The 14,004-nt window shown below is 69.6% G+C and carries 10 protein-coding genes; 5 read left to right on the top strand and 5 right to left on the bottom strand.

Going from position 1 to position 14,004, the window contains the following annotated elements:
• Window positions 1–116: 116 nt before the first annotated feature.
• A complete protein-coding gene (locus LG334_RS09920; protein ID WP_404385662.1) occupies window positions 117–2,537 on the bottom strand; it encodes a response regulator in 2,421 nt (806 codons plus the stop codon).
• Window positions 2,538–2,892: 355 nt separating this feature from the next.
• Between LG334_RS09920 and LG334_RS09915 the strand changes: the two genes are divergently transcribed.
• The 3 genes from LG334_RS09915 to LG334_RS09905 are packed head-to-tail and all read left to right on the top strand — an operon-like array spanning window position 2,893 to window position 7,656.
• Window positions 2,893–4,674 carry an N-acetylglutaminylglutamine amidotransferase gene (locus LG334_RS09915; RefSeq protein ID WP_404385660.1) on the top strand — a complete coding sequence of 594 codons (1,782 nt, stop codon included), beginning with the start codon at window positions 2,893–2,895 and terminating at the stop codon, window positions 4,672–4,674.
• 56 nt (window positions 4,675–4,730) lie between these two features.
• Window positions 4,731–6,521 (top strand): N-acetylglutaminylglutamine synthetase, encoded by a 1,791-nt coding sequence (gene ngg / locus LG334_RS09910; RefSeq protein WP_404385658.1) that lies wholly within the window; start codon window positions 4,731–4,733, stop codon window positions 6,519–6,521.
• 1 nt (window position 6,522) lies between these two features.
• Entirely contained in the window at window positions 6,523–7,656 is a 1,134-nt protein-coding gene (locus tag LG334_RS09905; RefSeq protein WP_404385656.1) for an osmoprotectant NAGGN system M42 family peptidase, read from the top strand.
• Here LG334_RS09905 and LG334_RS09900 read toward each other — a convergent pair.
• The 3 genes from LG334_RS09900 to LG334_RS09890 all read right to left on the bottom strand — a co-directional run bounded on the left by LG334_RS09900 (window position 7,577) and on the right by LG334_RS09890 (window position 10,947).
• Complete coding sequence (locus tag LG334_RS09900) at window positions 7,577–8,311, bottom strand: biotin transporter BioY (RefSeq protein ID WP_404385654.1); 735 nt, start codon at window positions 8,309–8,311, stop codon at window positions 7,577–7,579. The two genes, LG334_RS09905 and LG334_RS09900, sit on opposite strands and share 80 nt — an antisense overlap.
• A gap of 117 nt (window positions 8,312–8,428) precedes the next feature.
• Complete coding sequence (locus LG334_RS09895) at window positions 8,429–10,231, bottom strand: ABC transporter ATP-binding protein (protein ID WP_404385652.1); 1,803 nt, start codon at window positions 10,229–10,231, stop codon at window positions 8,429–8,431.
• A gap of 95 nt (window positions 10,232–10,326) precedes the next feature.
• Window positions 10,327–10,947: a methyltransferase domain-containing protein gene (locus LG334_RS09890; protein WP_404385650.1), complete on the bottom strand. Its 621-nt coding sequence runs from the start codon at window positions 10,945–10,947 to the stop codon at window positions 10,327–10,329.
• Window positions 10,948–11,159: 212 nt separating this feature from the next.
• On the opposite strand from LG334_RS09890, the gene LG334_RS09885 reads away from it, so the two are divergent.
• A complete protein-coding gene (locus tag LG334_RS09885; protein ID WP_404385648.1) occupies window positions 11,160–11,909 on the top strand; it encodes an endonuclease/exonuclease/phosphatase family protein in 750 nt (249 codons plus the stop codon).
• On the opposite strand, the gene LG334_RS09880 is transcribed toward LG334_RS09885, so the two are convergent.
• Window positions 11,906–12,595 carry an NnrU family protein gene (locus tag LG334_RS09880; RefSeq protein WP_404385646.1) on the bottom strand — a complete coding sequence of 230 codons (690 nt, stop codon included), beginning with the start codon at window positions 12,593–12,595 and terminating at the stop codon, window positions 11,906–11,908. The two genes, LG334_RS09885 and LG334_RS09880, sit on opposite strands and share 4 nt — an antisense overlap.
• A gap of 93 nt (window positions 12,596–12,688) precedes the next feature.
• Between LG334_RS09880 and LG334_RS09875 the strand changes: the two genes are divergently transcribed.
• Window positions 12,689–13,930, top strand: a complete 1,242-nt coding sequence (locus LG334_RS09875) for an NnrS family protein (RefSeq protein ID WP_404385644.1) — start codon at window positions 12,689–12,691, stop codon at window positions 13,928–13,930.
• The last annotated feature ends 74 nt before the right edge of the window (window positions 13,931–14,004 follow it).

The following is a 14,004-nucleotide window of genomic DNA, read 5'->3' as shown; positions in this document are numbered from 1 at the left end:
CGTTGTATCCCAAAACCCTAATGCCGCGCGCCCGGAAACACAACCGGCTGCCGACCGTTTTACCCCCGCAAGCGGCGGGGACACAGGGGAAGAGGCTGAAAATGCGCGGAATCGGCCTACTCGGCTGCCAAGCGCACATCCGGATAAAGGGCGGCTACGGCCCGCAGCGACGCCTCCAGGCACGCAGGGAGAGCATCGGCAACATCGCGCACGCTTTCGGCGTCATCGCGCCGGCACGCCACTTCCAGGGATTCGGCCAGGGCGCCAAGGCGGCGGAAGCCGAAGTTGATGCTGGTGGACTTGAGGTCGTGCGCGGCGCGCAACGTATCAGGATGGCGCGGCGCGGCCACCCCCGCCTCCGCCAGTTCCAGATAGCGCCGTGCCTGGACGAGAAACTCGCGCAGAAGCTCCTCCAGGTATTCCCGGCCCAGTTGCCCCTCAAGCCCCCGCAGGGCGGCGGGTTCCAGATGCGGCAGCTCGTCGCCGTCGGCGCCCTCGCCGTCGCCCGCCGCCTCGGCAGAGGTGGCATCGTCGGCGACGGTCCAGCGCGCGGCGGCGGCGGCGATCTCGCGCTCCAGCACGTCGGCGTCGATGGGCTTGGCGAGGTAGCCGTCCATGCCGGCCGCACGGCAGCGCTCCGCCTCGCCGCGCATGGCGCTGGCGGTCAGCGCCAGGATGGGCACCCTGCCGCGCGAGTCCGGCAGGGAGCGGATGCGGCTGGTGGCCTCGTAGCCGTCCATGCCGGGCATGCTGACATCCATCAGCACCACGTCGAAGCCGCCACGCCCGGCCTGGGCCACGGCCTCGTAGCCGTCGCGGGCCACCGTCACCACATGGCCGGCACGCTCAAGGAAGGCCATGGCGACCTTGCGGTTGACGATGTTGTCCTCGGCCAGAAGCACCTGCAACGGGCGAACCGGCGCGCCCGAGGCACCGGCGGGCTGCGCGTCGCGCGCCCCCGCCCGCTCTGCCGCGGCGGCCGCGGCGCGCAGTGGACCCGCGGCCTCCGCCTCGGTGGCGGGACGCAGGGGCACCTCGAACCAGAAGGTGCTGCCTTGCCCTTCGTGGCTGTCCACCCCGATGCGGCCGCCCATCAACTCGACGAACCGCTGGCAGATGGCGAGCCCCAGCCCGGTGCCGCCGTAGCGGCGGGAAATGGACTGGTCGGCCTGGGTGAAGGCGGTGAACAGGCGCTCGCGCGCGGGCGCCGAGATGCCGATCCCGGTGTCGCGCACCTCGAACCGCATAGCGACGCGGCCGCCCGGCCCCGCGCCGTCCGCGCCCGGCCCCTCCTGCGGCGCCACGAGCAGGCTGACCGAGCCTTCGTCGGTGAACTTGATGGCGTTGCTGATCAGGTTGAGCAACACCTGGCGCAGCCGTCCCGCGTCGCCGGCCAGCACCTGGGGCACGCCCTCTGCCACGTCATGCTCGAGCACCAGGCCCTTTTCCCGCGCCCGGCCGTCCAGCAGGTCCACGACGCTGTGCAGCAGGCGCGCCGTCTCGAACACGGTCTCGTCCAGCTGCATGCGCCCGGCCTCCAGCTTCGAGAGGTCGAGAACGTCGTTGAGGATCGCCATCAGGGCTTCGCCCGAATAGCGGATGGTCTCGGCATAGTCGCGCTGCTGCTCCGACAGTTCGGTGTCCAGCAGCAGGCGCACCATGCCCAGGATGCCGTTCATCGGTGTGCGGATCTCGTGGCTCATCACGGCCACGAATTCCGACTTGGCCCGCGCCGCCGCCTCGGCGTGCTCCTTGGCGCGGGCCATGGCCTCCTCGGCCTCTTTCCGCGAGGAGATGTCGTAGAGCCAGACCAGCAGGGCGTAATCGTTCTCGTACTGGATCGGCTGCATGGACAGCAGCACCCAGAAGGCGCTGCCATCGCCGCGCAGCATCTTCATCTCGCGGTCGAGCACGACGCCGCCGTGGGAAACCTCGCGCTCCAGCCGCACGCGCTCGGCGGGCTCGACGTAATGGTCCTCGGCGCGGCTGCCGAACAGTTCCTCCGGGGGCACGCCGAGCATTTCGCCCAGGCGCGTGTTGGCGAACAGGATGGAGCCGCCGGCGCGGGTCATGGCGACGCCGACCGGCGAGGTTTCCAGAATGGTGCGCAGGCGCTTTTCGCTTTCCCGAAGCTCGCCCTCCACGGCCTTGCGCTCGCGGGCATAAGCAATGGCGCGCTCCAGCAACTCGCCCCGCACCTGACCCTTGATGAGGAAATCCTGTGCCCCCGCCTGCACCGCCTGCAGGCCGATATGCGGGTCGTCAAGGCCCGTCAGCACGATCACCGGCATGTCCGTGGCGGCTTCCAGGAAGCTGCGCACCGTTTCCATGCCGCGGCTGTCGGGCAGGCCCATGTCCAGCAGGGCCACATCGAATTCGCGCTCCGCCACATGGCCCAGGCCCTCGGCCAGGGTCTCGGCGCCTGTCACCTCGTAGACGCCCGGGGCCGCGTCATCCAGCTCGAAATGCACGAGCGCGACGTCGGACGGATTGTCGTCGATGACCAGGACCTTGCAGATCTCGGAGGACGGCATCATTCCCTCTCATGCGGCCCCGTGACGGGCCGTCGGACGGCGGTGCGCGGTTCAAACTGCCGCGGCGTTTCTTGCCGGAGCGCAGCATACCCGATACTCAGGATCGAACAAAGACTGGCCAAAAGTCATGGTCGCACGACTTTTGTCTTATACCTGTGATGAAAAGACGCCTGCGTCTTCGATGAAATGAGACAACAGCCTGTCTTTAGTGTAGCGCGGCCAGCGACTTCCGTCCATTTCGCCGAACGCGGCATCCAGTGGAGCGCTTGAACGGCGCAGGATGCGCCTCCACCTTCGAGTGACGATCCTCCTGCTCAAGCGTTTTCAAGGCTGTACCGGCAAAGACGGAGGCGGTTTCATGTGCGGCATCTGCGGCGAGGTGCGGTTCGACGGCCAGGTGGCGGATGCCGGGGCCGTCTCGCGCATGGCCGAGCGGCTGGCCCGGCGCGGTCCGGACGGTGCCGGGGTCTTCGCGCAAGGACGCATCGCCTTCGGCCACCGGCGCCTGAAGATCATCGACCTGTCCGATAGCGCCCAGCAGCCCATGGTGGACCCGGACCTGGGCCTCGCCATCGTCTTCAATGGCTGCATCTACAACTATCCCGAACTGCGGGAGGAGCTGTCCGCTCAGGGCTACCGCTTCTTCAGCCACGGCGACACGGAAGTGATCCTGAAGGCCTTCCACGCCTGGGGCCCCATGTGCGTGAAGCGCTTCCACGGCATGTTCGCCTTCTGCATCTGGGAGCGCGAGACGGGCCGCGTCACGCTGGCCCGCGACCGCCTGGGCATCAAGCCGCTCTACACCGCCGAGGTCGCGGGCGGCCTGCGGTTTGCCTCCGCCCTGCCCGCCATCCTGGCCGGCGGGCGGGAGCATATCGACACCGACGTCGACGCGATCGCCCTGCACCACTACATGACCTTCCACGCGGTCGTCCCGGCGCCGCGCACCATCCTCAAGGGCGTGCGCAAGCTGCCGCCGGCCACCGTGCTGAGCATCGAGGCCGACGGCACGCGCACCGAACAACGCTACTGGACGCTGTCGGTGGAGCAGACGGGCGAGGACCGGCGCCGGTCGCCGGAAGAATGGCAGGACATGGTGATGGACGCCCTGCGCGTTGCCGTGAAGCGCCGGCTGGTGGCGGACGTGCCTGTCGGTGTGCTGCTGTCGGGCGGGCTGGACTCCAGCCTCATCGTCGGGCTGCTGGCCGAACAGGGTCAGACGGGGCTCAACACCTTTTCCGTCGGGTTCGAGGCCGCCGGTGGGGAGAAGGGCGACGAGTTCCAGTACTCCGACCTGGTGGCGAAGCACTTCGGCACCGACCACCACAAGCTGTTCATCCCCTCCGACCGGCTGATCGACACCCTGCCGCGCACCTTCGACGCCATGAACGAGCCCATGGTGTCCTACGACAACGTGGGCTTCTTCCTGCTGTCGGAGGAAGTGTCGAAGCACGTCCACGTCGTCCAGTCCGGCCAGGGCGCCGACGAGGTGTTCGGCGGCTATCACTGGTACCCGCCGCTGTTGGACAGCACCGACCCGGTCGGCGACTACGCCCGCGTCTTCTTCGACCGCGACCATGCGGAGTTCGCGAAGGCCGTGGACCCGCGCCTGGTGGACGACACCGACCACAGCCGGGCCTTCGTCGCCGAGCATTTCAACCAGCCGGGCGCCGACCGCGCCGTGGACAAGGCCCTGCGGCTCGATACCACGGTCATGCTGGTGGACGACCCGGTCAAGCGCGTCGACAACATGACCATGGCCTGGGGCCTGGAGGCGCGCGTGCCGTTCCTGGACCACGATCTGGTGGAACTGGCCGGCCGCATCCCCGCCGAACTGAAGGTGCGCGACGGCGGCAAATGGGTGCTGAAGGAAGGGGCGCGGAAGGTGATCCCTTCGGGCGTCATCGACCGGCCCAAGGGCTACTTCCCCGTGCCGGCGCTGAAATACATCCAGGGCCCGTACCTGGACTTCGTGCGCGATCACCTCGACAGCACCGCCGCCCGCCAGCGCGGGCTGTTCAGACGCGACTACGTGGACATGCTGCTGGAGGCCCCGACCGGGCACATCACGCCCCTGCGTGGCTCGAAGCTGTGGCAGGTGGCGCTGCTTGAGATGTGGCTCCAGACCCACGACCTGTAGGCCGACCGCTTCCTGCCCCGCCCGCTGTTCCTTCCGTTGACCGAAGGCCGACCCTCATGGGCAAGAAGACTCACCCGCCGCCGCACCAGCAACACCGGCTGCAAAGCAGCGCCTCGCCGTCGCTCAAGAACTGGGGCGAGCTGCCGCGCGATCCGGCCGCTCGCGCCATGGAGAAGAACGTGGTGGTGGAATGCGGCTGGGGCCGGCTGATCTTCGCGCAGACCTTCGACGACCCGCGCGACGCGGCCGAGCTTCTGCGCGACGAACGCCCCGGCCGGCGCGACATCGTTTTCTATATCCGCGACCCGCATGTGGCCCTGGCCCATGCGCCGCAGGAGCTGTTCCTGGACCCGAGCCACACCTTCCGCCTGTGGCTCAACCGCTATCGCCCCTCGCGGCAGCGGCGGCAGGGCTTCACGGTGCGGCGGGTGCGCACGCCCGAGGAATGCGACCGGGTCAACCGCATCTACTCCGGCCGCGGCATGGTGCCCTTCCCCGACGACTTCCTGTGGGCCAATCGCAACTCGCGCATCCTGACGGTGCTGGTGGCCGTGGACGACCACACCGGTGACGCGGTCGGCGTGGTGACGGGCGTCGACCACAAGCGCGCCTTCAACGACCCGGACAACGGCTCCTCGCTTTGGGCGCTGGCGGTGGACGGGCAGACCCACCTGCCCGGCATCGGCGAGGCCCTGGTGCGGCAACTGGCGGAGCACTACCAGGCGCGCGGGCGGGCCTTCATGGACCTGTCGGTGATGCACACCAACGAGATGGCGATCCGGCTGTACGAAAAGCTGGGGTTCGAGCGCGTGCCCGTGTTCACGCTCAAGCACAAGAACTCCATCAACGAACGCCTGTTCATCGGACCGGAGCCGGAAGCCGACCTCAACCCCTATGCCCGGATCATCGTCGACGAGGCGCGCCGGCGCGGCATCGCGGTCGAGGTGCTGGACGAGGAGGCGGGATACTTCGCCCTGTCCCACGGCGGGCGGTCCATCATCTGCCGCGAGAGCCTGACCGAATTGACCACCGCCATCGCCATGTCCCGCTGCGACGACAAGGTCGTCACCCGCCGCCTGCTGGAAAAGGCCGGCCTGCGCGTGCCCCGGCAGAAGGCGGCCGGCTCGGCCGAGGAGAACGCCGCCTTCCTGGAACGCTGCAAGCGGCTGGTGGTCAAGCCGGCGCGCGGCGAACAGGGCCAGGGGATTTCCGTCGACCTGTCGGACGCCGCGGCCGTGGAACGGGCGGTGGAAGAGGCCCGCCGCCACTGCGAAACCGTGCTGCTGGAAGAGTTCTGCGCCGGTCAGGACCTGCGCATCATCGTCATCGACAGCAAGGTGGTGGCCGCCGCCACCCGCCGCCCCGCCGCCATCACCGGCAACGGCCGCGACACGGTGCGCACCCTGATCGAGCACCAGAGCCGCCGCCGCGCCGCCGCAACCGGCGGGGAAAGCCGCATCCCGACCGACGCCGAGACCCAACGCTGCCTCGCCGACGCCGGCCTGGACTGGGAGTCGGTGCCCCCGGACGGGCGCGAGATCGTGGTGCGCAAGACCGCAAACCTGCACACCGGCGGCACCATCCACGACGTGACCGAGCGCCTGCACCACACGCTTGTGGAAGCCGCTGTCAGGGGCGCGCGGGCGCTGGACATCCCCGTGGTGGGCTTCGACTTCCTGGTGCCCGACGTCGCGGGCCCGGACTACGTGATCATCGAGGCCAACGAGCGTCCCGGCCTCGCCAACCATGAACCTCAACCGACGGCGGAGCGTTTTATCGACTTGCTGTTCCCGCAGACGCGTTTCGCGCCGCTCGCCGACCGGTCCAACCAGATCAAGGGAGAGTGACTTGCGCCGCCTGGAGGTGGACACCGATTACCTGCTCCGTGTCCTTTTCATGATGCTCAACACGCCCAGCCCGACGGGCATGACGGACACCATCGTCCACTATGTCTGCGGCGAGTTGGAGAGCATGGGCATCGACTACGAACTCACCCGCCGGGGCGCCATCCGCGCCAACCTGCCCGGCGTGCGCTACAGCCCCGACCGGGCCATCATCGGCCACGTCGACACGCTGGGCGCCATCGTCAAGGGCCTGAAGGACAACGGCCGGCTGGAACTGGCGATGATCGGACACTGGTCGGCCCGCTTCGCCGAGGGTGCGCGCTGCACCATCTACAGCGACGACCAAAAGACCTTCCGCGGCACCATCATGCCGCTGAAAGCCTCCGGCCACGCCTTCAACGAGGAAATCGACACCCAGCCGACCAGTTGGCGGAACGTCGAGGTGCGGGTGGACGAGTTCTGCCACACCAAGGCGGATTTGCAGCACGTCGGCATCAACATCGGCGACCACGTTTCCATCGACGCCCAGCCGGAGATCACGGAAACGGGCTTCATCAACTCCCGCCACCTGGATGACAAGGCCGGCGTCGCCGCCATGCTGGCGGCCGCCAAGGCGATGCAGGACACCGGCGTGGAGCTGCCCGTGGACTGCCACCTGCTGTTCACGATCTCGGAGGAAGTGGGCGTCGGCGCCTCGTCCATCCTGCACGGCGACGTGGCCGAGATGGTCTCGGTGGACAACGGCACCATCGCGCCCGGCCAGAACACCAGCGAATACGGCGTCACCGTCGCCATGCAGGACATGACCGGCCCCTTCGACTGGCACCTGACGCGCCGGCTCATCGACCTGTGCAAGGGCTACGGCATCGAGCACGAGCGCGACGTCTTCCGCTATTACCGCTCCGACGCCGCCTCGGCGCTGGAGGCGGGCAACGACATCCGCACCGCGCTGGTCTGCTTCGCCGTCGACGGCAGCCACGGCTGGGAGCGCACCCACATCAAGAGCCTGGAGGCGATGGCGCGGCTTCTGTCGCTGTACATGCAGACCGACCCGGCCTTCAAGCGCGACCGCCGCGCCATGGGCCCCAAGGCGGACTTCCCCAAGCAGCAGATGCAGTACGAGGACGGGGCGGAGTAGGCCGCTGCGGCGCCGGGTGCGCGCACCCTGGGGACGCTGGCGACGCGCCCCCGGCCGGCCGGTCGCGCCGCCGCTCCACCAGCGTCCAAAGCGCCGGCAGCAGGCACATGCCGAGGCAGACCTTCACCACCTCCGCCGGAAGGAAGGGCACCACGCCCGCCGCCAGAGCCTCGACGGGGCCCATCAGCGTCGCCAGCCACGCCCAACCGCCCCCCATGATCACCGCCAGCCCCAGCGTCATCGCCATGCCCGCGCCGAACAGCCGGCGGTCCCACCCCCGGTCGGCCAGCGCGCCCACCAGGGCCGCCGCCAGCACGAAGCCCAGCAGGTAGCCGCCCGTGGGCCCGGTCATGTAGGCGAGACCAACCCCGCGCCCCGGCGTTCCGGCAAAGACCGGCATCCCCGCCGCGCCAACCAGCAGGTAGGCAAGGACCGCCGCCGTCCCGAGTCGGCAGCCGTAGACGGCGGCAAGGGCCAGGACCGCAAGGGTTTGAAGCGTCATGGGGACCGGCCAGAACGGCACGTGCACCGACGCCAAGGTCGCCAGAACCAGCACGCCCAGCACCACGAGCACGGCCGCGCGGAGCCCGGAAAAGACGTCCGCCGGCCACAGGGCGTCGGCAAGCGTCGGCACACGGGATTGGCGATGGTTCATGGCGGAGCCCCCTCTTGCCGCCCGGCCTGTGCACCGGGCAACAGTTACTGAATTAAGATGGCCGAAGGGGCACAGCCGTGTAAAGTCGAAGACCTTCGGCCAATACCAAAGACCAACTCAGGGCGCGAGCGCGATATCCTCGCCGCCGTGGCCCGGGGCCTGTTCGGCGGCGAACTGAAGCTGGTAGAGCCGCGCGTAGGCGCCGCCCTTGCGCAGCAGGTCCTCGTGCGTGCCGCTTTCCACCAGCCGGCCCGAGTCGATGACGTGAATCAGGTCGGCGTTGGTCACGGTCGAAAGCCGGTGCGCGATGACCAGCGTGGTGCGCCCGCGCATCAGGTCTTCCAGCGCCCCCTGCACCTGCCGCTCGCTTTCGGTGTCGAGCGCGCTGGTGGCTTCGTCCAGCAGCAGGATGGGTGCGTTCTTCAGCATGGCGCGCGCGATGGACAGGCGCTGGCGCTGCCCGCCGGACAGTTTCAGGCCGCGCTCGCCGACGATGGTGTCGTAGCCCGCGGGAAGGGCCGTGATGAACTCGTGCGCGGCGGCGTTGCGGGCGGCGGTCTCGATCTCCTCGCGGCTGGCGCCCGGCTTGCCGAAGGCGATGTTGGCGGCCACCGTGTCGTCGAACAGCACCACCTCCTGGCTGACCAGCGCCACGGCGTCGCGCAAGCTGTCCAGCGTTACCGCGCGCACGTCCTGGCCGTCGACCGTCACCCGCCCCTCGGTGGCGTCGTAGAAGCGCGGGATCATGTTCATGACCGTGGACTTGCCGGAGCCCGACGGCCCCACCAGCGCCACCGTCCGCCCCGCCGGAACGTCAAGGTCGAGGCCGTGCAGCGCCGGGCGGTCGCCTGTCTCGGCGGCGTCATAGCGGAAGGTCACGCCCTCCAGCCGCACATGGCCGCCGGACAGGTCAAGCGGCTTCGCGTCGGGGGCGTCGGTGATGGCGGGCCGCGTGTCCAGCACGTCGAACAGGCGCTCGGCGGCGCCCATGCCCTCCTGGATCACCGTGTTCAGGTTCGCCAGCGATTTCAGCGGCCTGTAGGCCATCATCAAGGCGGTGATGAAAGAGAAGAACGCGCCGGTGGTGGTCACGCCCTCGATCACCCGCAAGCCGCCGTAGACGATCACCACCGTCACCGCCAGGCCGCCCATCATCTCCATGATCGGGCTGGAGGCGGCGCGGGTCAGCGCACCCTTCTGCGTCAGGCGGTAGACGGTTTCCGTCAGTTCGGCGACGCGGCCCTGCTCCACCCTTTCCATGCGGTAGGCCTTGACCATGCGGATGCCGGCGAAGGACTGCTCAAGCAGGGTGTTGAAGGCGCCCATCTGCTCCTGCGTGTTGACCGACACCTTGCGCATGCGCTTGCCCAGGCGGGCGACCGGATAGATGGCGATGGGAAACACCAGGAAGGCCGCCGTCGCCAGCACCCAGTCCTGATAGAACATCACGCCGATCAGCGCGGCGGCCGTCAGGGCATCCTTGCCGATCCCGGTGATCCCGTTGGAGACGGCGGCGCGCAGCAGGTTCACGTCCACCAGGAAGCGCGACACCAAGGATCCGGTCTTGTGCGCCTGGAAGAAGGCGACGTCCTGGCTGGTCAGGTGCGCATAAAGCCGGTTCTGCAAGTCGGCGATGGCGCGCAGGCCGACATGGCTCATCAGGCCCGACTGGCTGTACTCGGCGATGCCCTTGACGGCGAATGTCGCCAGCACGGCGATCGCCACGGGCCACAGCATGGACCTGTCCTTCTGCGAGAACACCTGGTCCACCACCGGCTCCATCAGCCAGGCCGTCATGCCCTGCGCGGCGGCCGCCACCGCCATGGCGACGACGGCAAGCCCGATGCGCGCCGCATACGGGCGCACCGCCTCGCGCAGGAGGCGGCCGAACAATGCGCGGGTGGAGTGCTTGCGAGACAAGGACAACGGCTTTCACGGCTTGCGACAAAGCGTGTTTCTACCGCCTCGCCGCCCGCCCGTAAATGCCGGCGCGCCCCGCCCCGCCCCTGCCGGCGTCAGAGCGTATAGCTGAGGCACCACAGCCGCTCGCCCACGTCCACCTTCAGCGCACGGGCATCGGGAGCCGTCTCGCGCACCCGAGCGCGCAGGTCGTCTTCGGCCATGGCGGCGGAGCCGGCCTCGGGCTCGCGGGCATCCACCAGCACCACCGCCGCACCCGGACCAAGCCGCCGGTGCAGCAGCGTCAGGACGTCCGTGCGGCAGAAGGCGCTCGGACCGGCGCAGAGAAAGGCCCCAAAGCCGCCGTCGAAGGCCCCGCCCAACCGCGGCAGGTCCTCCGGCGCGGCCTGCACCAGCCGCACCCGGTTGGGGGGAAGGCGGCGGGCGGCGGCACGGCGCAGGGCGGCGGGATCGTCGGTCAGCGCCGTGACGGCCTGCGCCGCCTGCGCCAGATGCGCCGTCCACCAGCCGTCGCCGCACACCGGCTCGACCACCGCGCGCCCGGCCAGCACCCCCTGCACGCGCCCCACCACGCCACGCACTTCCCGCTGCACACGGGGATCGGCCAGAAGACGGTCCACCCGCCCCTGCCGGTCGCCGGAAGCCGAGGGCGGCACGACGCACGCATCGGGCGGCGCGGCGACCGTTGGATGGGTTTGGTGCTGGTGCGACGACATGATTCCTCCGCGCGGCTGGACCTCTGTCGGGTCCGTGCCTGTTGGTTCTCCGACAGTGTATCCGGCAGTGATGACAGAACCGTGACCTGGCGTTGAAACAACAGCGAAGATACCGCCATTCCTCATAGACAACCGCCGTGAGTCATCCGTCTTTACCGCACAATGTAGACGGGCCAGAGTAAAGGCCACTCCTTTTGCGGGAATTTCCGGTCGTGTCCTGCACCGTCGTCACGCTGAATACCTGGAAGGGCGATGGCGCCTATCGCACCCGCCTGCGTCTCATGGCGGCGGAGCTGGCGGCGCTGCGGCCCGACGTGGTGCTGCTGCAGGAGGCGCTCGCCGCCGCCGACGGCACCGTGGATACCGCCGCCCGTCTGGCCGAGGCCTGCGCCCTGCCCCATCGCGTCCGCCACACCGGCCGGCGGAAGGCGCGCATGGTGGAGGGGCGGCGGCTGGACACAACCTCGGGCCTCGCCGTCCTGTCGCGGCGGCCGATCACCGGGCATCGGGTCGTGGAGCTTCCCGCCGACCCGCGCGACGGCGACCGCCAGGCCCTGATCGCGCACACCACGGACGCCGACGGCGCGCCGATGGTGGCCGCGACCACGCACCTGACTCACCTCGACGACTCTCCCGGCCTGCGGCGGGCCCAGCGCGATGCCGTGCTGGCGGCGCTGGCCGGCATCCGCGACCGGCCCGTTGTCCTGGGCGGCGACTTCAACGCAGGGCCGGAGTCCCCCGTGATCGCGGAACTTTCGGGATGCCGGGCCGGCGGCGCGGACTTTTCGCCGCCGACGCTGCTTCCGGCTGACGGGCGCGGCCGGGCGGACAGCCTCGACCATCTGTTCCTGCTGGCCGGGCCGTGGCGCGCGGTAAGGGTGGCGCGGGTTCTGGACGCGGCCGACCCGGCGACGGGCCTCTATCCCAGCGACCATGCCGGGGTGCTGGCCGTCTTCGGCTAGAGCACACCCACCCAGGGCTGCACGCCGATCACCGGGCCGTGCAGGTGCAGAAGGGCGGCATAGACCACCAGCCCGCCCACCAGCGGCAGCCAGCCCGGCCACGCATCCCGCAGGCGGGCACGCCCCGAGACGACCGCCGCGAAGGGCCAGTTGGAGGTGCGCGCGCTCAGGCGCCGCCATTCCGCCGCGCCGAACTCCTTGCGGGCCTTGGCATCGATGCCGTAAGGGCCGGCCAGGCTCAGGACCAGCAGAAGCCCGAACAGCACCGCCGAGGCGAGGTCCTCGTTGGCGACGAAGTGGCCGCCGGCCCACAGGATGAAGGCCCAGATCAGCGGATGGCGGGTGATTGCCAGCAGGCCCGGACGATCGGGGTCGAAGCCCCGCCGCCGCACGCCGACGGACAGCGGATTCGCCACCACCAGCGCGCCGACGCCCAGGATGCAGGCGACGGGCATGGTGACCAGCGGCACCCAGGCCGCCCAGCCCTGGTAGTCCCAGACGGGCACATAGGGCGCGCGGACGTAGGCCACGGCCACCCAGGCGAGGACCGCCAGGCTCAGGACGGAATAACCGGCCAGATAGGGCCCGCGCCCCATGCTGGCGACGATGCGCGCCCGCAGGGGCCGCGCGGCGGGCAGGCTGTGGGTCAGCAGGAAGACGGCGACGGCGAGGAACAGTTCGGTCATGACAAACGTCAAGTCGTAGGAGGTTCAGTCGATGCAGCCTATCCTAAACCCGGCCAGCCGGCCTTCCTTTGATTGGGATCAAGACCACACGCCATGACAGACTCCGCCGCCGCCCCCGACGCCGACGACGCCCGCCGCCGCGCCGGGGCCTTCGACCGTCCGCCGTTGATCCTGTTCCGCTCGGGCTTTCGCGCTTTCTTCCTGCTGGCCGGCCTTCAGGGCGCCTTCGCCATGGCGCTGTGGACGCTCTGGCTGTCCGCGCCCGCCGGCGGGGCGCTCGGCGCGGCGGCCGATCCCGTGGGGTGGCACGCCCACGAGATGCTGTTCGGCTACACCGTCGCCGCCGCCGCCGGCTTCCTGCTGACCGCCGTGCCCAACTGGACCGGCACCGCCGCTGCGAAAAGCTGGACCATCGTTCTTCTGGCGACGCTGTGGCTGGCGGGGCGCGTCGGCATGTGGCTGGCCGGGATCATTCCGGCCTGGTTGACGGCGGCGCTGGACCTGGCCTTCCTGCCCACGCTGATCGCCGTCCTAGCAACCGCGCTGCTGCCGGTGCGCAACCGGCGCAACCACGTCTTCCTGCTGCTGCTGAGCGTGTGGTGGCTGTGCAGCCTGCTCGACCACGTTGCCTTCATGGGCCTGGAGCCCTCGGGCACCTATGCCCGGCGGCTGGCCGTGGACGTGGCGGCGATCATGATGATCATCGTGGGCGGCCGCATCGTCCCGTCGTTCACGCGCAACTGGCTGAAGGCGCGCGGCCGCACCGACTCGGTGCGTGTGGACACGGGGCTGGAGCGCGTCTCCATCCTGCTCGCGTTCCTGGTGATGATCCTCCACGCGCTGGGCGCCTGGGACTGGATGGTCGGCCTGGTCGCCCTGCTTGCCGGCGTGTCCGTGCTGTGGCGGCTGGGGCGCTGGAGCGGCTTTTCCACCCTGAGCGAGCCCATTCTCTTCATCCTGCACGTGGGTTATGGCTGGATCGGCTTCGCCTTTCTGCTGGAGGCCGCCTCGCTGCTGGCCGACTGGGTGCCCTACACTACCGCCTGGCACGCCATGACCGCCGGCGCCGTCGGCACGCTGACGCTGGCCGTCATGACGCGCGCGGCGCTGGGCCACGCCGGCCGGCCCATCGTCGCCGCGCCGCTGACCATCGCCGCCTATGTGCTGGTGAACATGGCCGCCCTGGTGCGCGTCTTCGGGCCGCTCATCAAGCCGGAGGGGTATACCTCGCTGGTTGTCGCGGCGGGGTGGCTGTGGGCGCTGGCCTTCATCTGCTACCTCATCGTCTATGTGCCGCTGTTCCTGCGGCCGCGCGCCGACGGCAAGCCGGGGTGACAACAACGCTCTGTAACACAGGGTAACGGAAGCGTTTTCCGGCTCGCGGGGCGGGGTGCTCGGGCCTACAATGG

The organism is Caenispirillum salinarum (assembly GCF_044803115.1).
GTDB lineage: Bacteria > Pseudomonadota > Alphaproteobacteria > Rhodospirillales > Rhodospirillaceae > Caenispirillum > Caenispirillum salinarum_A.
The sequence above is the reverse complement of the archived record's forward strand: the minus strand, read 5'-3'. Positions and strand labels throughout refer to the sequence as shown.

What these genes read in the sequence shown, in the direction of transcription:
- LG334_RS09920 (WP_404385662.1), bottom strand. Translation starts at nt 2,537, where the DNA reads ATGATGCCGTCCTCCGAGATCTGCAAGGTCCTGGTCATCGACGACAAT.
- LG334_RS09915 (WP_404385660.1), top strand. Translation starts at nt 2,893, where the DNA reads ATGTGCGGCATCTGCGGCGAGGTGCGGTTCGACGGCCAGGTGGCGGAT.
- ngg (WP_404385658.1), top strand. Translation starts at nt 4,731, where the DNA reads ATGGGCAAGAAGACTCACCCGCCGCCGCACCAGCAACACCGGCTGCAA.
- LG334_RS09900 (WP_404385654.1), bottom strand. Translation starts at nt 8,311, where the DNA reads ATGAACCATCGCCAATCCCGTGTGCCGACGCTTGCCGACGCCCTGTGG.
- LG334_RS09890 (WP_404385650.1), bottom strand. Translation starts at nt 10,947, where the DNA reads ATGTCGTCGCACCAGCACCAAACCCATCCAACGGTCGCCGCGCCGCCC.
- LG334_RS09880 (WP_404385646.1), bottom strand. Translation starts at nt 12,595, where the DNA reads ATGACCGAACTGTTCCTCGCCGTCGCCGTCTTCCTGCTGACCCACAGC.
- LG334_RS09875 (WP_404385644.1), top strand. Translation starts at nt 12,689, where the DNA reads ATGACAGACTCCGCCGCCGCCCCCGACGCCGACGACGCCCGCCGCCGC.